This window comes from Gibbsiella greigii (genome assembly GCF_039540155.1).
GTDB classification, from domain to species: Bacteria; Pseudomonadota; Gammaproteobacteria; order Enterobacterales; family Enterobacteriaceae; genus Gibbsiella; species Gibbsiella quercinecans.
The window spans coordinates 96,284-120,353 of record NZ_BAABEM010000018.1; the positions used below are offsets into that span (position 1 = coordinate 96,284).

The 24,070-nt window shown below is 55.3% G+C and carries 19 protein-coding genes; 10 read left to right on the forward strand and 9 right to left on the reverse strand.

The genetic code is table 11. From position 1 onward, the window contains the following. Positions 1-206: 206 nt before the first annotated feature. A complete protein-coding gene (locus AC559G_RS12615) occupies positions 207-2,447 on the reverse strand; it encodes a TonB-dependent receptor family protein (protein WP_498912788.1) in 2,241 nt (746 codons plus the stop codon). 1,019 nt (positions 2,448-3,466) lie between these two features. On the opposite strand from AC559G_RS12615, the gene mglB reads away from it, so the two are divergent. From mglB to mglC, 3 genes are all read left to right on the forward strand, one after another. Then, positions 3,467-4,459, forward strand: a complete 993-nt coding sequence (gene mglB, locus AC559G_RS12620) for a galactose/glucose ABC transporter substrate-binding protein MglB (protein ID WP_095845251.1) — start codon at positions 3,467-3,469, stop codon at positions 4,457-4,459. A gap of 335 nt (positions 4,460-4,794) precedes the next feature. Further along, the gene (mglA, locus tag AC559G_RS12625) at positions 4,795-6,303 is read left to right on the forward strand and encodes a galactose/methyl galactoside ABC transporter ATP-binding protein MglA (RefSeq protein WP_498912762.1); all 1,509 of its coding nucleotides are present in this window, start codon (positions 4,795-4,797) and stop codon (positions 6,301-6,303) included. An 11-nt stretch (positions 6,304-6,314) separates the two neighbouring features. Next, the gene (gene mglC / locus AC559G_RS12630) at positions 6,315-7,325 is read left to right on the forward strand and encodes a galactose/methyl galactoside ABC transporter permease MglC (protein ID WP_438598590.1); all 1,011 of its coding nucleotides are present in this window, start codon (positions 6,315-6,317) and stop codon (positions 7,323-7,325) included. A 163-nt stretch (positions 7,326-7,488) separates the two neighbouring features. On the opposite strand, the gene sanA is transcribed toward mglC, so the two are convergent. The 5 genes from sanA to AC559G_RS12655 all read right to left on the reverse strand — a co-directional run bounded on the left by sanA (position 7,489) and on the right by AC559G_RS12655 (position 12,549). After that, on the reverse strand, positions 7,489-8,235 hold the full coding sequence (sanA, locus tag AC559G_RS12635) for an outer membrane permeability protein SanA (RefSeq protein ID WP_279029606.1): 747 nt from the start codon (positions 8,233-8,235) through the stop codon (positions 7,489-7,491). Between the two features lie 161 nt (positions 8,236-8,396). Then, complete coding sequence (locus tag AC559G_RS12640) at positions 8,397-10,094, reverse strand: NAD-dependent malic enzyme (protein ID WP_498912763.1); 1,698 nt, start codon at positions 10,092-10,094, stop codon at positions 8,397-8,399. Positions 10,095-10,396: 302 nt separating this feature from the next. After that, the gene (gene cdd / locus AC559G_RS12645; protein WP_498912764.1) at positions 10,397-11,281 is read right to left on the reverse strand and encodes a cytidine deaminase; all 885 of its coding nucleotides are present in this window, start codon (positions 11,279-11,281) and stop codon (positions 10,397-10,399) included. Between the two features lie 165 nt (positions 11,282-11,446). Further along, entirely contained in the window at positions 11,447-12,142 is a 696-nt protein-coding gene (locus AC559G_RS12650; RefSeq protein ID WP_279029723.1) for a CidB/LrgB family autolysis modulator, read from the reverse strand. Continuing rightward, positions 12,139-12,549 carry a CidA/LrgA family protein gene (locus tag AC559G_RS12655; RefSeq protein WP_438597365.1) on the reverse strand — a complete coding sequence of 137 codons (411 nt, stop codon included), beginning with the start codon at positions 12,547-12,549 and terminating at the stop codon, positions 12,139-12,141. Before AC559G_RS12655 ends, AC559G_RS12650 begins: the two co-directional genes overlap by 4 nt. A gap of 252 nt (positions 12,550-12,801) precedes the next feature. Between AC559G_RS12655 and AC559G_RS12660 the strand changes: the two genes are divergently transcribed. The 4 genes from AC559G_RS12660 (at position 12,802) to ydfZ (ending at position 16,262) form a co-directional block, all read left to right on the forward strand. Further along, entirely contained in the window at positions 12,802-13,980 is a 1,179-nt protein-coding gene (locus AC559G_RS12660; RefSeq protein WP_498912765.1) for a uroporphyrinogen decarboxylase/cobalamine-independent methonine synthase family protein, read from the forward strand. A 238-nt stretch (positions 13,981-14,218) separates the two neighbouring features. Next, positions 14,219-15,466 (forward strand): DUF2075 domain-containing protein, encoded by a 1,248-nt coding sequence (locus AC559G_RS12665; RefSeq protein WP_498912766.1) that lies wholly within the window; start codon positions 14,219-14,221, stop codon positions 15,464-15,466. Then, positions 15,453-15,977 (forward strand): peptide deformylase, encoded by a 525-nt coding sequence (def, locus tag AC559G_RS12670; RefSeq protein ID WP_498912767.1) that lies wholly within the window; start codon positions 15,453-15,455, stop codon positions 15,975-15,977. The genes AC559G_RS12665 and def overlap by 14 nt, the downstream gene beginning before the upstream one ends. A gap of 75 nt (positions 15,978-16,052) precedes the next feature. Then, on the forward strand, positions 16,053-16,262 hold the full coding sequence (gene ydfZ, locus AC559G_RS12675; RefSeq protein ID WP_121525995.1) for a putative selenium delivery protein YdfZ: 210 nt from the start codon (positions 16,053-16,055) through the stop codon (positions 16,260-16,262). A gap of 142 nt (positions 16,263-16,404) precedes the next feature. Here ydfZ and AC559G_RS12680 read toward each other — a convergent pair whose 3' ends face one another. Next, positions 16,405-17,475, reverse strand: coding sequence for a sugar ABC transporter substrate-binding protein (locus AC559G_RS12680; RefSeq protein ID WP_498912768.1), 1,071 nt, complete (start codon positions 17,473-17,475; stop codon positions 16,405-16,407). A gap of 242 nt (positions 17,476-17,717) precedes the next feature. Between AC559G_RS12680 and AC559G_RS12685 the strand changes: the two genes are divergently transcribed. Next, a complete protein-coding gene (locus AC559G_RS12685) occupies positions 17,718-18,197 on the forward strand; it encodes an endonuclease domain-containing protein (protein ID WP_498912769.1) in 480 nt (159 codons plus the stop codon). Between the two features lie 265 nt (positions 18,198-18,462). Here the strand turns inward: AC559G_RS12685 and metG are convergent, their stop codons facing one another. After that, positions 18,463-20,490: a methionine--tRNA ligase gene (metG, locus tag AC559G_RS12690; protein WP_498912770.1), complete on the reverse strand. Its 2,028-nt coding sequence runs from the start codon at positions 20,488-20,490 to the stop codon at positions 18,463-18,465. Between the two features lie 159 nt (positions 20,491-20,649). On the opposite strand from metG, the gene apbC reads away from it, so the two are divergent. Further along, positions 20,650-21,762 carry an iron-sulfur cluster carrier protein ApbC gene (apbC, locus tag AC559G_RS12695; RefSeq protein WP_498912771.1) on the forward strand — a complete coding sequence of 371 codons (1,113 nt, stop codon included), beginning with the start codon at positions 20,650-20,652 and terminating at the stop codon, positions 21,760-21,762. Positions 21,763-22,283: 521 nt separating this feature from the next. Here apbC and AC559G_RS12700 read toward each other — a convergent pair. Continuing rightward, on the reverse strand, positions 22,284-22,937 hold the full coding sequence (locus tag AC559G_RS12700) for a phosphatase PAP2 family protein (protein ID WP_498912772.1): 654 nt from the start codon (positions 22,935-22,937) through the stop codon (positions 22,284-22,286). A 390-nt stretch (positions 22,938-23,327) separates the two neighbouring features. On the opposite strand from AC559G_RS12700, the gene udk reads away from it, so the two are divergent. Further along, positions 23,328-23,969, forward strand: a complete 642-nt coding sequence (gene udk / locus AC559G_RS12705) for a uridine kinase (RefSeq protein ID WP_095845234.1) — start codon at positions 23,328-23,330, stop codon at positions 23,967-23,969. Positions 23,970-24,070 lie beyond the last annotated feature (101 nt).

Genomic DNA, 24,070 nt, shown 5'->3' on the forward strand with positions numbered 1-24,070 from the left:
AGGGTGGCAGCCCGATAGCGGGAAGCGCAGGGCAGAATAAACGATCGCGGCCGACGCACCAGCAGCCTGAAGTCTCACAGAGGATGATTCGCAGCTGTCTTTCCGGGAGTGTAGACCAGTATGCTGGTTTTGCGGGCTGGTAGCTAAGTGGGGCTGAAAGGCTGACCTCCTCAAGCTATACGGGAGGCGGTCAGAAGGGGGAGATATTAGAACGAGGCTTCCAGCGATACGCTATAGGTCCGTTCTTCGCCTACGTTGTAATAGGCGGTTCCCGCAGAAACGCCGCCGTAGCTTTGCGCGTTAATCGGGATGGTGCGTGCCGAGCTCAGATACTCTTTGTCGAACAGGTTGTTAATGCCAAAGCGCAGCGTTGCGCTCTTGATGATCTTCTTATCTACCGGTAGGTGCACACCCGCCGCCAGATCGACTACCGTGCGCCCGCTGATCTTCTCGTTGTTGGCCATATCGCCGTAGAAGGAGCTGACGTACTTACTGCTGATGCTGCCGTAGTAGAGGCTATCATCGTAACCCAGGGACAGATTGAGCAGGCTCTTCGGCACGTTGGGCAGTTGCTTGCCGCTGGTCGGCATCGCTACGCCTTTATATTCCACGTCCTGCTTTTGCTCAGAATCGGTATAGGTGTAGGACGTGTAGTAGTTAAAGTTGTGTGGCAGATTGCCGCCCCACTCCAACTGCAGCCCCTTACTTTCCACGTTGCCGGCGTTGATCATCTCGTATGAGCCGTCCGGTAGTGAACTGGAGATCTGGCGATTGCTGTAGCGCATATAGAACAGCGAGGCGCTCAGCAGCATGTCTTCATTCTGAAAACGATAGCCCAGCTCGTGGTTCCAGCTCATTTCCGGCGCAAGGCTAATGGAATCGCCTTTATTGTAGAGTACGTAGTTTTGCGGCGTACGCATGTTGCGCGTCAGGTTATAGAACGCCTGATTTTGCTGGTCGATCTTGTAACTTATGCTGAAGTTAGGCAGCCATTCACTGTAGCTGGATTTGCGTTTCTCTGGTGCTTCGGTCAGGCTGCCATAGTTGGTACCGTCACGCTTCACGTTTTGGTAAGCCAGGCCGCCGACCAGCGTCCAGTCTGGCGAGACAAACCAGGTATCCTGCAGCCACACTTTCTGTGCCGGAGTGATGGTGAAATAGTTGCGCCCTTGTACCGTGTTGCCGTTGGCGTCAGTAAACTGATTAGAAGCGCCTGGCTCTGCCCATACGGTGCTCGGGTTGCCGTCCTGCTGGATTGTGGTATACGGCTGGGTCTGGCGTTGACGCGCGCGCTCGTACCAGTAGCCCAGATCCAAACTGTGCTGCTCGTTGATATCCCACTTCAGCTTGCTGGTAATGCCAGGGCGCCAGGTCTGGGTCCAGGATGGGCGGTAGAAATAGGTCCTGTCGCTGCTGAGGTTGCTAAGATCGTATTGGTCCGCCGTGCTGCTCGACGAGGTCAGGTACGATGCGGAAGGGCTGGCGCCGCCGCCGTTGCCCCAGTAGTAGTAAGGCTGCAGCGTCAACGCCAGGTTGTCGCGCAACTGCAGCTTCTGGGTAAAGGACAGCGTCAGGTTTTCAAACGGGTTGCGGGCCAGCTTGTAGTAGCTGCTGATCTGTCCGTTGTTGTAGCTCGGGGTGTCGCTTGAGTCGTAACGACGGCCGTGAGTATCGAAATCCTTCTTGCTCATCGTGTAGTAGCTGATGTTGTCCTGGCGGTGGTATTTGACCACCAGGTTGCTGGAGTTGCCGTTATCGTCCTCATAGTTCGAATTCAGTTCGAACTTGTCAGCATACTGCCGCCCCTCGCCGCGCCACTTTTTCGCCTCGGTGTGCGAGTAGGAGATCCAGTTGCTGAAGCCGTTATACTCGCCGGTATCCAGCCGCGCGAAGGTTTTGCTCAGGTTGTTGCTGCCTATCGTCTGTTTGAGGAACCCGCCAAATTCTTTCGCCGGCCGGCGTGTCACCAGGCCGATGTTGCCGCCGCTGGAGCCAATGTGCGGGCCGTCCGCCTCAGAAGACCCCTGAGTGACGAAAACTTCTTCGATATTTTCAGGGTCGCCTAGCAGGTTAGGGTAGAGCGCATAGTTGCCTGAGTCGTTCACCGGGATGCCATCCATCGACAGGCCCACCTGATCGGCGCTCATGCCGCGCATGGTGAAGTCCAGACCGCCCAGACCGGTGGAGTCATTGCTGTTGACGTTGATGCCCGGCGTGTACTTGAGTTTATCGACGGCATTGGATGTGCCGGACATTTTCTCCATTGCCTCTTTGGTTACGGTGGAGCGCGCTTTGGCGCTCTCTTCTTGCACCATTTGCCCACCGCCCAGTGACTGCCCTTGGACGGTTATTGTGCCTATGTCGGTGCCGTCCGCTGCTTGCGTCGTGTAGGAAAGCAGCGCGGACATCACCGCAATATATACCCCTGAACGATTGAAATGTTTCATCATTATTTCCCGTATTATCTCGGTGCTTTAACAAACCCGGTAATTGAGCGTAACGGCAACTCGTTTTTATTTTCTCCGGTGAACGCTTGGTCCGGAAAAGGCCGTACCTCGTTGATGCTTTATCTGCTGATGAACGCGCGATGGCGCCATCTGTGCTGGTATCCGGCTACCCTGCAGGAAGCCAGTACGCATCCGATGCGATCCGATCCTTTTTTTCTTCGCGTCTCATGTCCGTTACGTCTGTGGTGCTTTATGGCGATAGAAACACCAGAACTATAGAGTGGGTTTATTTACCTTTTCTTACATAAAGGTGACGTTATTTTCACAATTAAATGTCATGAGGAATTTTTTCTTTCGGCTTAGGCGTTAGGGCACGCAAGAGAGCCGGACGGCGCGGGAAGCCGCCGTTCGCATATCTTCCTTTGCTGACTTTTTTGGGGCGAAATAATGAAGGTTATTGTTTGGTGCCAGATGGTGACGTTCATCACTGCAGGAGTACGTTGTTTCCGACAGAAGGGGAGACAAACCGAAAGAGAATACGTGGATTACTATCAAGTATATTCTGCGATTCGTGTTGGCCTTGCTAACACGACAAAGAAAACGCTATCACTTTTCCGCCGTGGTAGTGCGCAGTGGTTGTCGTGCTGTTAACAAAAAAATTACATTAATGACTGCCCGCAGGCGGCGGGTTTTTGCTGCGCTTCGTCATTACCAATCTGCCGCTGAAATTCTGCCAGGCATTGTCCTGCGCCCCTCTGCTTTCTTGAACTGTGCATTTTCTCCGGCGCCCAAAGTTGCATGCCGCAAGAGTGTGGCACCGGTCACTCCCTGAACATTTCGCGTGATGTAACCGTTTCCAATCTGTGAGAAATTTCACAGATCGTCAACATCTTTCAGGCATAACATGCAGCCAGGATAGCGGCACCTTGATTTTCTCTTGCCAGACTCCGCTGGCGCCACGTTGCCGGTGGCAACTGGCCTGATACCGAGCAAGACCCTACACAACCCGGAGACAGAAAATGAATAAAAAGGCGTTTACCCTGGCCGCATTAGCCGCCTGCATGATGTTCGGGGCTGCCGCACATGCCGATACCCGTATTGGCGTGACCATCTATAAATATGACGACAACTTTATGTCCGTGGTGCGCAAGGCGATTGAGCGGGATGCCAAAGCCGCGCCGGACGTGACGTTGCTGATGAATGATTCGCAAAACGATCAGTCGAAGCAAAACGATCAGATCGACGTGCTGATCGCCAAGGGCGTTAAAGCGCTGGCAATCAATCTGGTCGATCCGGCCGCAGCGCCCGTGGTGATCGACAAGGCGCGGGCCAACGATGTCCCGATCGTATTTTACAACAAAGAACCCTCCCGCAAGGCGTTGGACAGCTATGACAAAGCTTATTATGTCGGGACGGATTCCAAAGAGTCCGGCGTGATCCAGGGCCAATTGATCGCCAAACACTGGAAAGCCAACCCCGCGTGGGATCTGAACAAAGACGGCCAGATTCAGTTTGTGCTGCTTAAGGGCGAGCCAGGCCACCCGGATGCAGAAGCGCGCACCACCTATGTGGTGAAAACCCTCAATGAGCAGGGGTTCAAAACCCAGCAACTGCAGTTGGATACCGCCATGTGGGATACCGCACAGGCGAAAGACAAAATGGATGCCTGGCTGTCTGGCCCGAATGCGAACAAGATCGAAGTGGTGATCGCCAACAACGACGCGATGGCGATGGGGGCGGTAGAAGCGCTGAAGGCCCACAATAAGGCCAGCATCCCGGTATTCGGCGTGGATGCGTTGCCGGAGGCGTTGGCAATGGTGAAATCCGGCGCAATGGCCGGCACCGTGCTCAACGATGCAGAGAACCAGGCACGCGCTACCTTTGAACTGGCGAAGAACCTGGCCGCCGGCAAACCTGCCGCCGAAGGCACCCAATACACCATCGACAATAAAGTGGTGCGTATTCCTTACGTTGGCGTTGATAAAGATAACTTGTCTCAGTTTGTGAAATAAATCGATACCCAAAATAATTCGAGTTGCAGGAAGGCGGCAACGCAGCGAATCCCCAGGAGCTTACATAAGTAAGTGACTGGGGTGAGCGAGGAAAGCCAACACACCTGCAACTTGAAGTATGAAAGGTATAGAGATATGCGCCTGGCCTGCGGTGGGGCAACCTCCCGTGCGGTCGGGTTCCAGCCCGCAAAATATACTTTAAATCGTTTGAGTTGCAGGCCGTCGGCGGTGCGGCACATCCCAGGCGCCAGAAGTTTGGCAGTGACTGGGGCGGGTAACAGGCCAACGCCATGCAGCTTGAAGTATGACGAGTATAACAACCGCCAGGTGTAACTATGGCCGATAGCTCACGTGACTTTCTGCTGGAGATGACGGGGATCAATAAGTCATTTCCCGGCGTTAAAGCGTTGGATAATGTTAATTTACGCGTTCGCCCGCACTCTATTCACGCGCTGATGGGGGAAAATGGCGCCGGTAAATCAACCTTATTGAAATGCCTGTTTGGCATTTATAAAAAAGATACGGGCAGCATTATTTTCCAGGGGCAGGAAGTTGATTTTAAAAGTGCCAAAGAAGCGCTGGAGCATGGCGTTTCCATGGTGCATCAGGAACTTAATCTGGTGTTGCAACGCAGCGTGATGGACAACATGTGGCTGGGGCGTTATCCGGCAAAGGGCATGTTTGTCGATCAGGACAAAATGTATAAAGACACCAAAGAAATCTTCGACGAACTGGATATCGATATTGATCCGCACGCCAGGGTTGGCACGCTGTCGGTTTCGCAAATGCAGATGATCGAAATCGCCAAGGCGTTTTCCTATGATGCAAAAATCGTCATTATGGACGAGCCCACCTCTTCGTTAACCGAAAAAGAGGTGAACCACCTGTTCACCATTATCCGCAAGTTGAAAGCGCGCGGCTGCGGCATTGTTTATATTTCCCACAAGATGGAGGAAATCTTTCAGCTGTGCGATGAGATCACCATTTTACGCGACGGCCAATGGATCACGACCCAGCCGCTGGCGGGGCTGGATATGGACAAGATTATCGCCATGATGGTTGGGCGTTCGCTCAGCCAACGCTTCCCCGATCGCAGTAATACGCCGGGCGAGGTTATTCTGGAAGTGAAAAATCTGACCTCGCTGCGCCAGCCTTCGATCCGCGACGTTTCTTTTGATCTGCACAAAGGGGAGATTCTGGGGATCGCCGGGCTGGTGGGGGCGAAGCGCACCGACATTGTGGAAACCCTGTTCGGCATTCGTGAAAAAGTCGCGGGCACCATTAAGCTGCACGGCAAGGCGATTAATAACAACAGCGCAAACGAGGCGATTAACCGCGGCTTTGCTCTGGTGACCGAAGAACGCCGTTCCACCGGCATTTATGCCTATCTGGATATCGGTTTTAATTCGCTGATATCCAATATTCGTAATTATAAAAATAAAATAGGCCTGTTGGATAACGTGCGCATGAAAAGCGATACCCAATGGGTGATTGACGCCATGCGGGTAAAAACGCCGGGCCATCGGACGACGATAGGTTCACTCTCCGGCGGCAACCAGCAAAAAGTGATCCTTGGGCGCTGGTTATTAACGCAGCCGGAAATCCTGATGCTGGATGAGCCGACGCGCGGGGTTGACGTGGGGGCTAAATTTGAAATTTATCAACTGATGGCTGATTTGGCGAAAAAGGGCAAGGGGATCATTATTATCTCGTCCGAAATGCCGGAGCTTTTGGGCATTACCGACAGAATACTCGTGATGAGTAACGGCCAGGTTGCGGGCATCGTTAATACCAGACAAACCTCGCAAAATGAAATCTTACGTTTGGCATCCCTGCACCTTTAAGGATCGTAATTATGAATGTGCTGAATAAAAAAACGCTGTTCACCTATTTTAAAGAAGGCGGCATTTATGTGGTTTTGCTGGTGCTGCTGGCAATTATTATTATCCAGGATCCAACTTTCTTAAGCTTGATGAACCTGAGCAATATTCTTACGCAGTCTTCGGTGCGTATTATTATCGCGCTGGGGGTGGCGGGGCTTATCGTGACCCAGGGCACGGACCTTTCCGCCGGGCGCCAGGTGGGGCTGGCGGCGGTGGTGGCAGCCACGCTGTTACAGTCGATGGATAACGTCAACAAAGTGTTCCCGCACATGGAAACCTGGTCTATTCCGCTGGTGATCCTGCTGGTTTGCGCTGTTGGCGCGGTTATCGGCCTGATTAACGGGCTGGTGATTGCCTATCTTAACGTCACGCCGTTTATCACCACGCTGGGTACGATGATTATCGTGTATGGGGTTAACTCACTGTATTACGATTTTGTCGGCGCTTCGCCGGTGGCGGGGTTTGATCAGAAATTCTCAACCTTCGCTCAGGGGTTTATTCGCTTTGGCGATTTCAAACTTTCCTACATTACGTTTTATGCGGTGATTGCGATTATTTTTGTCTGGGTGCTGTGGAATAAAACGCGTTTCGGTAAAAATATCTTTGCGATTGGCGGTAACCCCGAGGCGGCGAAAGTCTCCGGTGTGAATGTGCCGCTGAATTTGATCATGATTTATGCGCTGTCGGGCGTGTTTTATGCCTTTGGCGGCCTGTTGGAAGCCGGCCGTATCGGCAGTGCCACCAATAACCTGGGCTTTATGTATGAGCTGGATGCCATCGCCGCCTGTGTGGTGGGCGGGGTATCGTTTGCCGGCGGGGTGGGGACCGTGCTGGGGGTGGTGACTGGGGTAATTATTTTTACCGTGATTAACTATGGCCTGACCTACATTGGTATCAATCCGTATTGGCAGTACATCATCAAGGGCAGCATTATTATCTTTGCGGTGGCGTTGGATTCGCTGAAGTACGCCAAGAAGAAGTAGTGGCATGTCACTTTGCCCCTCACCCTATCCCTCTCCCATAGGGAGAGGGGACCGTCCGAGCATCATGTTAGATATAGCGCTCGTCTGTGGGAAGGCATCATGCTTTTGATAGCACGCTACACCCCCTCTCCCCGTGGGAGAGGGCTGGGATGAGGGCCTGGAATCAGGATTTCTTCAGCGCCTTTTGCTTTTCCGCCGCGAGTTTATTTCCCTGCTCCACCATCTGCTCTGGCGACACGGCCGGGTAGCCCTGGGCGTCTTCCGGCACGTTGTGCATGGAAGATATCGGGATCATCGGGCCGAGGAAACGCGGCTCGCGCTTCAGAATATATAAATCGTTCAATGCGCCAAGGCGGGCGAAAATCTCGCGCACCCGCACCGTCATCATGTCTTTTGGCGAGGGCACCGCGTAGCACTGCGCCTGAATGCCCATATGCAACGCAATAAACAGCGCGCGTTCGCAGTGGAAACGCTGGGTGATAATAATAAAATCATTGGCATCAAACACTTTGCGGGTGCGCACAATGGAATCGAGCGTGCGAAAACCGGCATAGTCCAGCACGATGTCGCTGGGCGCCACGCCGGCCGCGATCAGATCGCGACGCATGGTCATCGGTTCGTTGTAGCTTGACTGGGCGTTATCGCCGCTCAGCAGCAGGTATTTCACTTTGCCGCTGTTGTAGGCGTTGAGCGCGCCCTGAATACGGTAGCGATAATACTGGTTAATCACGCCGGTGCGGTAATACTTGGCCGTGCCGAGCACCACGCCAACCTGCCGGTGCGGCAACTCTTGCAGCTCGTCGTAAACGTAGGGGGCGGTTTTCCAACTGATCCAGCGATCGAGCGCGATAACAGACAGCACCAACACCGCAATGATGATGAACAGGCTAATTATCAGGCGTTTCCACATTTCCGGGCCTTACGCACATAGATGCTGACAGAATAGAGCAAGGCTACTTTACCTGACTAGTTGGCGCAAGCGATGCACCATAAGGAACGCGCGTAGCGCCACATTTTTCAGCAAGCTATAAGCTATTGCCCTCCCATTATGGGGGGGCAATCGATGCAGGGTTAGAACGACGTGCGTTTGTAGTTGCGGTACTGCGGGCTCCAGAAATTGTGCTCAATCGCTTTTGACAGTGCATCTTCCGACGTCACCACCGCCACGCCTTGCAACTGCGCCGCTTTGCCCACTTCCATGGCGATGCATTTCGATACGCCCTGAATGTCGTCAATGTTCGGCAGCAGCGGGCCGTGGCCGTCGCTGGCGAGCGGCGAGCATTCGGCCAGCGTGCGGCTGGCGGCCATCAGCATGGCGTCGGTCACGCGGTTGGCGCCGGAAGCCAGCACCCCAAGGCCGATGCCCGGGAAGATATAAGAGTTGTTGCACTGGGCGATCGGGTACTGTTTGCCTTTGTACATCACCGGGGCGAACGGGCTGCCGGTGGCGACCAGCGCAGCGCCGTCCGTCCAGTTGATGATGTCTTCCGGGCGAGCTTCCACGCGGGAAGTCGGGTTGGACAGCGGCATGACGATCGGGCGCGGGCAATGTTTATGCATCTCGCGGATGACTTCTTCCGTGAACAAGCCGGGTTGGCCGGAAACGCCGATCAGAATGGTCGGTTTGGCGTTGCGCACCACGTCCAGCAGCGAAATCGCATCGTTTTCCAGCCCCCAGCCCGCCAGCGCTTCGCTTTTTTGCACCAGCTTGCTCTGGAATTCGAGCAGGTTGGGCAGTTTGTCGGTGAGCAGGCCGAAGCGATCCACCATGAATACCCGGGCGCGCGCTTCTTCTTCGCTCAGCCCTTCGGATTTCATCTGGGCAACAATCTGTTCGGCAATCCCGCAGCCGGCGGAACCGGCGCCGAGGAAGGCCACGGTTTGATCGCGCAGCTGGCTGCCGGCCGCGTGGCTGGCGGCGATCAGGCTGCCGATGGCCACAGAGGCGGTGCCCTGGATGTCATCGTTGAAGCAGCAGATTTCGTCGCGGTAGCGGTTAAGCAGCGGCGTGGCATTCTTCTGGGCAAAGTCTTCGAACTGCAGCAGCACGTTCGGCCAGCGGCGTTTTACCGCCTGGATAAACGCTTCGACGAATTCGTAGTATTCGTCGCCGGAGATACGCGGATGGCGCCAGCCCATGTAGAGCGGATCGTTCAGGCGTTGCGGATTGTTGGTGCCGACGTCCAGCACCACCGGCAACGTATAGGCCGGGCTGATGCCGCCACAGGCGGTGTAGAGCGAAAGTTTACCGATAGGAATGCCCATGCCGCCGATGCCCTGGTCGCCCAGGCCGAGGATGCGCTCGCCGTCGGTGACCACAATCACCTTCACGTTTTGTTTGGTGGCGTTTTGCAGCATGTCGTCGATGCGATCGCGGTTCGGGTAAGAGATGAACAGCCCGCGCGCGCGGCGATAAATATCGGAAAAGTGTTCACAGGCTTCGCCAACCGTCGGCGTGTAAATGATCGGCATCATTTCGCTCAGGTGGGCGTCCAACAAACGGTAGAAGAGGGTTTCGTTGGTGTCCTGAATATTGCGCAGATAAATGTGCTTGTCGTTATCGTTTTTGAAGTCCAGATACTGGCGGTAGGCGCGTTCCACCTGTTCTTCAATGGTTTCTACCGCTTCTGGCAGCAGGCCGTGCAGGTTGAAGTTGCTGCGTTCTTCTTCGGTAAAGGCGCTGCCTTTGTTCAACAATGGAAATTCCAGCAGGATAGGGCCGGCATAGGGGATATACAGCGGGCGTTTACTTTCGTATTCAAGTTCCATGGATTTCACTCTTTAGCGTATCAGATAACGTTTATACCCTTTCATCATTCAAGCCGCAGGTGCGCTCGGTGTGCCATGTTGCGCCAGGGCCTGGGTATTCGTTCACTTGCTGCCTTCCCGCACCTTGATATTTATCGGGTATATCGTGATAGATCCTAAAAGATAAGGAAAATATGTACAGCAATTGTTATCAGATTATGGGGGAAAAGGGCAGGTATTTGCTATTGGTCGACATATTATTTAACGAATACGGGCAGTTAGTGAAAAAACAGGGCGCTGCGGCTGCCTGCAGCGCCGGTCATTTAAAAGGCCACGCGTTGAATATCCAGGCAGCCCAGCGCTTCCAGCGTGGCGCGTGTGGCGGCCCATTGGCTGAACGGTGCATTTTGCGGCTCGGCCAGCACTGCGCGGCTGATTTGCTGGCAGTCGGCGCCGGCCATGTTCATCAGAACCAACGCGGCTTGCAACGGCGGCAGGCTTGGGTTGAAGGCGGCGTTCTCCGCATAGCGGCCGGTGAACACCTGGCCGTCTTGCGCTTCCAACGCAACGCCGCTGTGGGCGTTGCTGTATGGCGCATGGCTTTGGTTAGCCGCGGCCAGCGCCGCTTTCGCCAGCTCATCGTCCAGTTGCAGTTGGAAACCGTGGTCAACGTTATCCATCAACAACGAATCGATTGCCAGATCCTTCGGCCCGAAGGCATCGGGCAGATAATCCCCCAGCGTGGCCGGCTCACGGTTCGGGAGATTAATTTCCAGATCCAAACCGCTGTTGAGTTCATTCATAAATTGGCGGCAGTGCCCGCAAGGGGTGTAATTAACGGTGATGGCGGCCAGCCCGCTTTCACCGCGCAGCCAGGCATGGGTGACCGCACTTTGTTCGGCGTGCACCGTTTGCTGCAGCGGGGCGCCGTTGAACTCCATATTACTGCCGAAATAGAGATTGCCACTTGTGCCGCGGGCGATGGCGCCCACATGGAAGTTTGAGATGGCCGCCAGCGCGCAGGCGGCGGCCAACGGCAGCAGAGCGAAGGCTAAAGCGTTATCATCCAGCCCGCAGTGCTGCTTGATGGCTTCCGCTTGCTTTGCACTCAGCACGCCCTGGAAGTTTTCAGTATCAAGATAGGGTTGCAGGGCTGCCTGCAGGGTGGCAGGCAAGTCGCGGAAAGCAGTATGAAAACGCGCATGCATAGAAACTCTCTCCTCAGAAACGGGATAACATTCTAGGTAACCTTCTCATAATAATGTGTGATTTATGTCTCTTAATTTATGAAATTAATGTAACGCAAAGGGAATCTGTGAGATTTAATGCAAGTTTTTGCCGGCCACCAAGCCTGGTTTGCGGCCGGCCGACCATCAGCTGAACAGATGCAACATGATCGGGAACAGGATCGGTGCGGTCAGCGAGGTAATGATGCCGCAAATGACCAGCGCCAGCGAGCTGAATGCCCCTTCCTGGAAATCCATTTCCACACAGCGCGCCGTTCCCAAGGCGTGCGAGGCGCTGCCCATCGCCAGGCCGCGGGCGGATTTGGTGTTAATGTGCAGCAGGTTGAGCAACGGGTGGCCCAACACGGCGCCGAGGATACCGACAAAAATCACGCACACCGCGCTGATGGCGGGGATGCCGCCGATAGAGTCCGCCACCGCCATGGCGATGGGCGTGGTGACCGATTTAGGAACGATAGAGGCGGCGATTTCCGGCGTCGCCCCCAGCCACAGTGCGATGGCCCCACCGCTGATCATTGCGGCCATGCTGCCGATAAAACAGATGGTGATGATTGATTTCCAGCGCGCGCGGATCTGATGCAGCTGTTCATACAGCGGGAAAGCCAGCGCCACCACGGCCGGCTGCAGCAGATCGTTGAGGATTTTACTGCCCTGAAAATAGCTTTCGTAAGAAATGCCGGTCAGCAGCAGGAATGGAATGATCAACGCCATGGACACCAACAACGGGTTGAGTAACGGCATATTCAGTTTGATCGCCAACTGCCGGGCGGCATAGAACACAATCAGCGTTAATGGCAGCGACCACCAGATATTCTGGATCATTTCTGTTCCCCCGCGCTTTCGGTTTTTTTATTGGCGAGCGGATGCCGGCTGTGCAGGTAGTGTGAACTGTAGCCCACCACCAGCAACACCACCAGGGTGCTGACCAGGCAGGAGACCACCAACGGCCCCAGATGGGAGATGAGCTGATCGTAGTATTTCATTACGCCAACGCCGATCGGCACGAACAGCAGCACCATATAGCGAATAAAGAAATGGCAACCCGGTTTGGCCAGGCTTGAACGCACAATCTGTGAAGCGAGCAGGGCAAACAGGATGAGCATGCCGATAATGCTGCCGGGGATGACGATTGGCAATAGCGCTGAAATGGCATTGCCGGCAAATAAACAAAGATAGATCAGGCCGAACGATCGCAGGTATCTCCAGCCTTGTGTATACATGTTGCCCATGACGTTTTCCCCTTTAACTGACGCATTCATCATACAATTAAAGTGTGAGCTGTGCCACAAACAGCCGATGAATTCTGTCTATGGTAACCATTCCGTTTTTGCTGGTTGGCGTAGTGAATAACGGTAGCCGTTTCTGGCGCAAACGTCGCCAGGGGCGATGAAGTTATAGGATTTTTTTATGCCTTACCGGCTATTTCATGATAGAAATGAACAGCTAAATATAAGTAATTAAAATAAGACAGGAAACAATACATGACACAAGCATATACCCATATCCCGCCTTTCCGTGCTGATGTAGTCGGCAGCTATCTGCGCCCGCAATACTTACATGACGCGCGGGCGCGCTTTGCCAAAGGGGAGATTTCCGCCGCAGATTTGCAGGCTGTCGAAGACCAAGCGATTACCGAATTGGTGGCTAAACAGAAGGCCGCAGGGCTGCAGGTGATCACCGATGGCGAGTTTCGCCGGAGCTGGTGGCACCTGGACTTTATGTGGGCGTTGAAGGGGGTTGAAAAGGCATCCATTTCTAAAGGATATGTGTTCGCCGATAAAGAAACCCGCCCGGAAACCGCGCGCCTGACCGGGAAAATTTCCGGTGAAAACCATTTGTTTATCGAACACTTCAAATTTTTGCTGCAGTTCGCTGAAGCGGGCATTACTCCGCGCCTGACCGTGCCTTCCCCGGCGCAGTTTCTGGCGGAACTGCAGCGCCCGGATAACAAAGCGCTGACGCTTGCCGTCTACCCGACGGAAGACGAACTGGTTGCCGATATCGCCAAGGCCTACCGCACCTTTATTAAAGAGCTGTATGCCGCTGGTTGCCGCAACCTGCAGTTGGATGACTGCACCTGGGGTATGCTGGTGGATCCGAAGTTTGCCGGCGGCGGCGCGGCGGATACGCCAAAATCGACCGAAAGCGGCTGCAGTTGCTGCGGTGGGGAACCTGCTGAGCCAACCAAAGCCCAGGCTTTGGCCGAGCTGTACCTGAAGGTGAATAATGCGGCCATTGAAGGGGCGCCGGCCGATTTGGTGCTGACCACCCACGTTTGCCGCGGTAACTACCACTCTTCTTGGGCTGCCAGCGGCGGCTACCAGCCGGTGGCTGACGTATTGTTCGCCCGTGAGAACGTGGCCGCTTACTACTTGGAGTTTGATACTGAACGCGCCGGGGATTTCTCGCCGCTGGCGAAGGTGTCGCCGAATAAACAAGTGGTGCTGGGGCTGATTTCGTCCAAGCTTGGTGAGCTGGAAGACAAACAGGCGGTGATTGCGCGCATTAAAGAAGCGACGCAGTACATTCCGTTGGAACGCCTGTGCCTGAGCACCCAGTGCGGTTTTGCTTCAACGGAAGAGGGTAACGTGCTGACCGAAGAGCAGCAGTGGGCGAAGATTGCCCTGGTGAAAGCCGTTGCTGATGAGGTGTGGGGCTAACTCCTCGCTTTCCCTCACCCTAACCCTCTCCCAGAGGGAGAGGGGATTGCCCGAGCCCTTGTTCATGCTCCCTCTCCCCGTAGGAGAGGGCCGGTGTGAGGGGACTCGCCCGTTGCCGCTACCGGGCACGAATACTCCCTCTCCCTGTGGGAGAGGGCCGGGGTGAGGGCATTAAGTGCGCAACCCGCACGGCTCAAACGTCCGTGCCACCATTATTTTCACAAAGCTCGTTGCTGAAATGCCAAATACTAATCAAGCCAGCTTCAAACTCTCGCCGGAAAAACCGCTCTCTGCGGAGCAACTGGCGCTAAAACAGCGCGTTGAAGCCTTCCTGATCGCCCACCAGAACGACGAACACGCCTTTTTGGTTATCCATGGCGACGCCGGCACCGGGAAAAGCGTTTTCCTGAACACGTTGTTTGCCGATATCCAGGCGCAAAATCGCCAGCAGCCGGGCAGCCCGTTTGCCGGCCAGGAAAACTACCTGCTGGTCAACCACCCGGAAATGCTCAAGGCCTACAAAAATGCCGCGCAGGGTGTGCCTTACCTGCGGAAAAAGGACTATGAGCGGCCGACGACCTTTATCAACCGGATGGATAAAAACGGCAGCCGGGCCGACATTGTGCTGGTTGACGAAGCCCACCTGCTGCTGACGCGCAGCGATCGCTACAACCACTTCAACCAGGACAACCACCTGGTTGAAATTGCCCGCCTGGCCCGGCTGATTGTGCTGGTGTTTGATGAAAAGCAGGTGCTGAAATTCAAAAGCCTGTGGCGGGGGGATGATTTGGCGCAGATCGTCGGCCGCTGGCCCCATGAAACCTATGCTCTTCACCACCAGTTCAGGATGCAGGCCGGCAGTGCGGTGCAAGCCTGGATCGACCATTTTTGCCAGTACCGACTGTTGCCGCTGCCCAGCGCTGGGCGTGAGCACCAGAATTTTGAGATAAAAATCTTTGCCGATGCCCAGGCGATGTATGATGCCATCCGGCAGAAAAACCGTACGGTGGGGTTGTCGCGGATGCTCTCTACCTATGATTACCCTTACCGGCTGGACGGCCAGGACTATTTTATCGAAGAAGGGGCATTCCGGCTGCGCTGGGATCGCTCAAAGCCGAATGAACGCCTGCCCTGGGCGGAGCGGCCAGACACCATTGATGAAGTAGGATCGGTATATACCGTGCAGGGGTTTGATCTTAACTATGTCGGGCTGATCCTCGGGCCTTCCGTATCCTGGGATGATCGCCGGCAGGAAATCGTGCTGGATCCCCACCGTTATGAAGACAGCGCGGCGTTTCAAGGCAAAGCGCAGGTTGCCGAGGCCGGCAGCGTGCAGCGGCGCATCATGCTAAATGCCATCAACGTGTTGATGACCCGAGCGATCAATGGGCTGTATATCTATGCTCATGATGCCGGGTTGCGTAATAAACTGCTGGCTTTGCAAAGTGCGGCAGTGACCAAAGGAGATAACCATGTCTGCAACTGAGGTGCTGTGGATCGACGATAAGCGCATGGCCGGCGTTTCCCGGCCAGTCGAGGCTATCGACGATCGTGTGAAGGCGGTGGTGGACGAGATGTTTACCGTGATCGATGCTACCAAAGATTCTGGCCTGGCGGCTATCCAACTGGGGATCCCGCTGCGCATTGTCGCGGTCGACACCGTGGATGATGCCGGGCAGCGCCAGCGGCTGGCGTTAATCAACCCGCAGATCGTCAGCGTTTCAGCGGAGAAAACGACGCATCTGGAGTTGTGTTCTTCCATTCCCGGCCACCCATTGCCTGCCGAGCGGGCCCGCCAGGTGACGGTGGCGTTTACCGATCTGGCCGGCGTGCCGCAGCAGATTGAAGCCAGCGGCGCCTTTGCCGTTTGCCTGCAGCACGAGATCGATCATCTGGATGGGCACCTGCTGGTCGATGGCCTTTCCGAACTGAAGCGTAACCGCATCAAAACACAGCTGGCCAAGCTGCGGCGAAAAACGACCCCTCGCACGGTCTAGGTCGCTTGAATCTAGGTTTTTGTAGGCCTATCATTTATGCGGTTATTGTTGCTGTTGACGAGTAGGAGGTCATAAATGATAACTGTCTATGATAGGTACAGAAACCGGATTGCCCCAGGCTGCAAGGTTATGGACAGCGAAACCGGTAAAGTTGGGGTTATCGCTTCAATTCATCAAAACGGAATGGAGCAAGATCAGGCCCGCCGCGCAAATTGCGTTGAACTGAAAGGCATTAACGGGCTCTTCAAGCCTGAAAACCTGATGGGCCTTGGCACTTTGCATTGATGATCCCGCGTAAAGGCCAACCTCCGTGTTGGCCTTAATGTACTTTCCCTACCGTGCTTCCCACTCGCCTTAACCAAGGCGCTTTACGCTAAAAACGTGTTACCCGAATGTGGCGCTGCCCCGCACGGCTGCTGGCTGCAACCTAGTGTTTTTGCGCCGCTAACGTGGCGAACCAAGGCTGAATGAAATCATCGCTGGCGCCCCAGCCCGGGATAATTTTCGCCAGCCCGGCAACGTTGACCGGCCCCGGCTGGCTCAACAGCAATGCCTGTGGGATGGTAGCTGCTTTAAATTCATAGGTGGCCGGCGTGGGTTCGCCAGCAATCTTGTTCGCCACCAGGCGCAGGTTGATCGCGCCAATCAGTTTGGGATCGACCGCCACGCTGACTTTCCACGGGCTGCCGGCTTCACGCATCAGTTGCAGATCCTGGTTAGAAATATCAATGCTGTAGAGTTTGATTTCCGTACGGCCGTTCTCTTTTAACGCCTTATATGCGCCCTGAGAAAATGCATCCCAAGTGCCCCAAATCGCGTCAATTTTGCCTTTTGGATATTTTGCCAGGATCGCGCCGACCTTGTTGGCGGTATCACCCTGCACGTCGGAAGATACGGCCCCGATAGATTCCAGCTCATGGATGCCCGGGTTTTGTTTCAGCAACTGCTGATAAGCCGCCTGGCGGCGTTCCATCGGCGGGAAGCCGGCTACCCACAGCTTGACGATATTGGCTTTGCCATTGAAATCCTTCACTAACTGGCCGAAGGATTCATTGGTCAGCGATGCATCGTCCTGCTGGGTGACGGTGGCGCCAGGTACGCTGCCGCTGACATCGGTATCAAAGACGGAAACGGCAATGCCGGCGGCGGCAATGCGTTTGACCAGATCGGTGGAATAAGGTGCACGGCCCTGCGAAAGAATAATGCCGTCGTATTTCTGGCTGATGGCCTGGTTGACGAAATCCTGGAAACGCGCGTCATCGCCGTTGCTCAAGAAAGTATCGATCTTAAAACCCAGCTTACGGCCTTGCTGAATGGCGCCGGCCAGGAACTGGGTGGTGTTGTCATCAGAGCCCAGGTTACGAATGATGGCGACGCGGATTGGCCCCTGGTGGTTGGCGATAGCGGCAGGCACCGGAGCTGGCACGGTTTCCGCCGCCAGCGATGGCAGTGCAATCAGCAGACTGAGCGCCAGCAATGAGGTCTTTATCTTTTTCATTATTGCTCCATAAGCAGGTGGAATTGTGATGATTAAATATCCGTACGGAAGTCTTTCTGTCTGGACGTCTATTTGTTGTGTTTGCAGCATCATAACCAGATAAGTTGCGATAATGAATTATTTTTTTGATGAATTTTTTTCAGGATGTTGCCCGCAAGTTTTTGGCGCGTTACGCAAAGTGGGTAAAAGGCGGGTGTCGGCATATTTTTCGCTGTTTATAGTCGCAGGCAGGGGGCCTTGCGATGGAAAAAAGCGTGCTGCAAAACGCCCGGCGGCTACGGGCTATGATGACGCCGGCGGAAAAAACCGCCTGGCTGGGGCTACGCGATCGACGTTTGGGCGGTTACAAGTTCCGCCGTCAGTTGCCGATTGGGCCATACATCGTTGATTTTGTTTGCCTGCAAAGAAAGCTGATTGTTGAGTTGGATGGCGGGCAACATATGGAACAGGCAACTTATGATGCGCGGCGTTCGCGTTATCTCAAGCAGCTTGGGTTTAAGGTGCTGCGTTTTTGGAATAATGAGGTGTTTGATAACTGGAGTGGGGTTCAAGCCGTTATTTTGCAGCATTTGTGCGAAGGGCCCCCTCACCCCGGCCCTCTCCCCAAGGGAGAGAGGGGGCGCAGGGATAGGCATGGGAAGATGGGAGCCGGTTCTGTAAGGTTGGAGCGGACGAACCCTCACCCCGGCCCTCTCCCCAAGGGAGAGGGGGCGCTGGGATAGGCCTGGGGAGATGGCGGCCGGTTTAGGAAGGTTGGAGCGGACGACCCCTCACCCCGGCCCTCTCCCCAAGGGAGAGGGGGCGCAGGGATAGGTCTGGGAAGATGGGAGCCGGTTTAGGTGGGTTGGAGCGGATGAACCCTCATCCCGGTCCTCTCCCCAAGGGAGAGGGGGCGCCGGGATAGGCATGGGTAGACGGGGAGCGATGCAAAAAAGTTAGCACGGGCGATCCCCTCTCCCGGCGGGAGAGGGTTAGGGTGAGGGGGACTTACTTAACCTGCATCCCAGGTTGCGCGCCGCTGTCTGGGCTCAGCAGGAAGATATCTTTCCCGCCGGGGCCTGCGGCCATCACCATCCCTTCAGACACACCGAAGCGCATTTTGCGCGGCGCCAGGTTAGCGACCATGATCGTCAGGCGGCCTTCGAGCAATTTCGGATCCGGGTAGGCAGAGCGAATACCAGAGAAAATCTGGCGCGTTTCACCGCCTAAATCCAACTGTAGCTTCAGCAGTTTGCTGGAGCCTTCCACGAAATCGGCGCTTTTGATCAGTGCAATACGCATATCCACCTTGGCGAAATCGTCAAAGGTAATGGTCTCCTGGATAGGATCATCCGCCAGCGGGCCAGCCACCGGCTTGGCGGTGCTCATGTCCTCTTTAGATGCGTTAACCATGTCATTCACTTTGTCGAGATCGATACGGTTGAACAGCGCTTTGAACGCATTCACCTGGTGGCCCAGCAGTGGCTGCTGGATGCTATCCCAGCGCAGTTCGCTGTTCAGGAACGCTTCCGCGCGTTCGCTCAGCGAAGGCAGCACCGGTTTCAGATAAGCCATCAGGACGCGGAACAGGTTGATCCCCATTGAGCAGATAGCCTGCAGCTCGGCATCGCGGCCTTCCTGCTTCGCCACCACCCACGGTGCCTGCTCGTCGACGTAGCGGTTAGCAACGTCAGCCAGCGCCATGATCTCACGGATAGCGCGGCCGGATTCACGGCTGGCATAGGCTTCGGCAATGCTTTCCGCCGCATCGACAAAGGTTTGGTACAGCGCAGGATCGGCCAGTTTATCCGCCAGCTTGCCGCCAAAACGCTTGTTGATAAAGCCGGCGTTGCGGGAGGCCAGGTTAACCACCTTATTCACGATATCAGTGTTTACACGCTGGACGAAATCTTCCAGGTTCAGATCGATATCATCAATGCGTGAAGACAGCTTGGCCGCGTAGTAGTAGCGCAGGCAGTCGGCATCCAGATGCTGCAAATAGGTGCTCGCCTTGATAAAGGTGCCGCGTGATTTCGACATCTTGGCACCGTTCACGGTCACATAGCCGTGCACAAACAGGTTGGTCGGCTTGCGGAAGTTGCTGCCTTCCAGCATCGCTGGCCAGAACAGGCTGTGGAAATAAACGATATCCTTGCCGATGAAGTGATACAGATCGGCGGTGGAGTCTTTGCGCCAGAATTCATCGAAGTCCAGATTGCCGCGTTTATCGCACAGGTTTTTGAACGAGCCCATATAGCCGATCGGTGCATCCAGCCACACGTAGAAGTATTTGCCCGGCGCGTCGGGGATTTCAAAGCCGAAATACGGCGCATCGCGGGAGATATCCCACTGCTGCAGGCCAGATTCAAACCACTCCTGCATTTTGTTCGCCACCTGCTCTTGCAGCGCGCCGGAACGGGTCCAGGCCTGCAGCATTTCACTGAATGCGGGCAGATCGAAAAAGAAGTGCTCGGAATCACGCATGATTGGCGTCGCGCCGGAAACCGCAGATTTAGGATCGATCAGCTCGGTCGGGCTATAGGTGGCGCCGCACACTTCGCAGTTATCGCCGTATTGATCCGCCGCCTTGCATCTTGGGCAGGTGCCTTTAACGAAACGATCGGGCAGGAACATGCCCTTTTCCGGATCGTAAAGCTGGGAAATGGTACGGTTCTTGATAAAACCGTTTTCTTTCAGACGGCCGTAAATCAGGCTCGACAGTTCGCGGTTTTCATCGCTATGGGTCGAATGATAGTTATCATAGCTGATGCCAAAACCGGCGAAATCCTGTTGGTGCTCCCGGCTCATTTCCGCAATCATGTCTTCGGGCTTGATGCCCAGTTGCTGTGCTTTGAGCATGATTGGCGTACCGTGCGCGTCATCCGCACAGATGAAATAAACCTCGTGGCCGCGCATTCGTTGGTAACGAACCCAAATGTCCGCCTGGATGTGCTCGAGCATGTGGCCGAGATGGATGGAACCATTTGCGTACGGTAGTGCGCACGTCACCAATATTTTTTTCGCGACTTGAGCCATAGTGATAACTTGCTTTTCTGTAATGATAAAAGGGGCTTTGATGTTAACCGATCGCGCCCCTCGCGGCTAGGGCGGTTTCTTTCCGGCTGGGTGCGCCAGCCCCCTTGCAGTTCTGATATGCTAAGCAGGAAGCTATGTGTTTAAAACCAAGGAGCCGGGATGAACGCTAAATCCCCCGAGCAAACCAACCCTGAAGATCTGCGTGCCCGGGTGGCCAGTGTGCTGGCCGCTTTTGAGCACCCGACGTTAAAAAATAACCTGGCGACGCTGAAGGCCATTCACCACTGTGCGCTGCTGGACGATGTGCTGTATATCGAATTGCTCATGCCGTTTGCCTGGCAAAGCGGGTTTGCGGCATTACAAGACCAAACCAGCGCCGAGCTGCTGCGGGTGACCGGCGCAAAAGCGGTGGACTGGAAACTGAAGCACGATATCGCCACCCTGAAGCGAGCGAATAACCAGCCCGGCATTAAAGGCGTGCGCAATATTATTGCCGTCAGCTCCGGCAAAGGCGGTGTGGGCAAATCCAGCACCGCGGTGAACCTGGCGCTGGCGCTGGCGGCAGAAGGGGCCAGGGTGGGGATCCTGGATGCCGATATTTACGGCCCGTCGATCCCGAATATGCTGGGCACCGAGAATGAACGCCCAACGTCGCCGGACGGCCAACATATGGCGCCGATCTTGGCCCATGGCCTGGCGACCAATTCGATTGGCTACCTGGTGACCGACGATAACGCGATGGTGTGGCGCGGCCCGATGGCCAGCAAGGCACTGCTGCAACTCTTGCAGGATACGCTGTGGCCGGATCTGGATTACCTGGTGGTGGACATGCCGCCGGGCACCGGGGATATTCAACTGACGCTGTCGCAGAATATTCCGGTTACCGGGGCGCTGGTCGTGACCACGCCGCAGGATATCGCACTGCTCGACGCGGCCAAAGGCATCGTGATGTTTGAGAAAGTGCAGGTGCCCGTGCTGGGGGTGGTGGAAAACATGAGTATGCATATCTGCAGCCAGTGCGGCCACCATGAGCCGGTATTCGGCACCGGCGGTGCCGAGAAACTGGTGCAGAAATACCACAGCCGCCTGCTGGGCCAGATGCCGCTGCATATTTCACTGCGGGAAGATTTGGATCGCGGGCAGCCGACGGTGATCAGCCGCCCAGACAGTGAGTTTGCGCAGATGTATCGCCAACTGGCCGGCAATGTGGCCGCGCAGTTGTACTGGCAGGGCGAGGCGATCCCCACCGAGATTTCTTTCCGCGCTCTGTGATGGGGCCCTCACCCCGGCCCTCTCCCCAAGGGAGAGGGGGCGTACGATGAGGCATGGGTGTGGGGGATTGGGCAGTGCCGGCTGGTAATTGTGTGCGGCCAGTTCCCTCACCCCGGCCCTCTCCCCAAGGGAGAGGGGGCGTACGATGAGGCATGGGTGTGGGGGATTGGGCAGTGCCGGCTGGTAATTGTGTGCGGCCAGTTCCCTCACCCCGCCCCTCTCCCCAAGGGAGAGGGGCGTACGATGAGGCATGGGTGTGGGGGATTGGGCAGTGCCGGCTGGAATTGTGTGCGGCCTGTTCCCTCACCCCGGCCCTCTCCCTGGGGGAGAGGGGGCGTATTATGCGGCATGGGTGTGGGGGATTGGCAGTGCTGGCTGGAATTGTGTGCGGCCAGTTCCCTCACCCCGGCCCTCTCCCCGAGGGAGAGGGGGCGTACGATGTGGCATCGGGGTAGTGCTGGCGGGCAATTGAGCACGGACTGTTCCCTCTCCCTTGGGGAGAGGGTTAGGGTGAGGGGCGATTAGTCTTGCGCTACTTTCACCGGGGCCGGCACGGCTAGTGGCTTGGCGTGCAGATCCGCACGGGTAAAAGGTTTTTTCACCGGCGCGATGGTTACCGCGATGCGCTCCAGCAGCCCTTGAGTCGGCGCCGCTGTGCCGGTGTTGATCAAAAACAGCGGCAGCACCAGAGCTGCGGCGATTTTCCGGTAAGAAAGCCGCGGTGGCGGCGTGTTGCGCTGCAACAGCAGGAATGCCGCGCTGACGGTGCAGCCCAGCGCCAGGCCGGTCACTACTTCCGAGGTGGAATGCACATTGATCGCCAGGCGTGAATAGCCCACGGCCAGCGCCAGCAAATAGCCGCAGGCCACGGCCACACGGCGCACGTTGGTTGAAAAGCGCCCCGCCAGCAGCCACAGCATCACCGGCCAGATGCTGGCCGACAGCGCCGAATGCCCGCTAAAACCAGTGAAATCGAACTCACGGCTGCCAATCCCCCAGCCCATGAAGGCCAGCTTGGAGAGGCACACCACCGCCCCCACGCCGCCGAACAGCAGAATCCATTGCCAGGTCGGCTTTCTGCTGGCCGGCGAAAGCATCAGAATAATGAACACAATGGCGGCGCTTGGCAGCAACAGCATACTGTCGCCGAAGAAGGTCAAAAAGTGCCAGTTCATAGGTGCATACTCTGTGGCAATAAATAACGGGATAGACTGTTCACGTGATCGCGGGTACTCAAATAAATAATCGTGGCTAAATGCTGTGATTCTAGCTTGGCTGCGGCATTAACAGTAGTGTAAAAGTTCTGAAAACAGTATCTGAATCCGTCATTCCCCACTATGCAGGCGTGGTGACGGCATCCCCAGGCCTGCCATTGGGGGCAAACCCTGCGCCCCGAATTATTTTGCGTATGCCGCCGCATAAAAAGACGAAATGGTTATTACGGCAACGGTTTGTGTGCATATTGTTGCCGCTGCCTTCTAAATACTGGCGCCGGGCCTGCTAACTCCCTATAATTGGCGCGATTTAGTTCCCCCCTCACACTACGAAACCAGGTCTTTAATTTTATGACTGACAAGCCGCATCAATGCGTCATTATTGGTATAGCTGGCGCATCTGCCTCAGGGAAAAGTCTGATTGCCAGTACGTTATATCGAGAACTCCGCGATCAAGTTGGCGATCAACACATTGGCGTTATCCCCGAAGACAGTTACTACAAAGACCAGAGCCATCTGACCATGGAAGAGCGGGTCAAAACCAATTATGACCACCCCAGCGCCATGGATCACAATTTGCTGTTCCAGCATCTGCAAATGCTTAAAGCCGGCAAGGCAATTGAACTGCCGTTGTATAGCTACACCGAACATACCCGCAAACAAGAAACCATCCATCTGGAACCTAAGAAAGTCATTATTCTGGAAGGTATTCTGCTGCTGACGGATATCCGCCTGCGCCAGGAAATGAATTTCTCTATCTTTGTTGATACACCGCTGGATATCTGCCTGATGCGCCGTATGAAGCGTGATGTCAACGAACGTGGCCGTTCGATGGATTCGGTGATGGCGCAGTATCAGAAAACCGTTCGCCCGATGTTCCTGCAATTTATTGAGCCTTCCAAACAGTATGCCGATATTATCGTGCCGCGCGGTGGTAAAAATCGGATTGCGATCGATATCCTGAAAGCCAAGATCAGCCAGTTCTTTGAATGATGCTGTTGGCCGGGCGCTGAATCCCCGGCCTGTCTCCCATGATTTAGGCCCCAACGTAGACCTTTCGCCTATTGTGTGGCACTTTTTGTTTTAGTTTATGC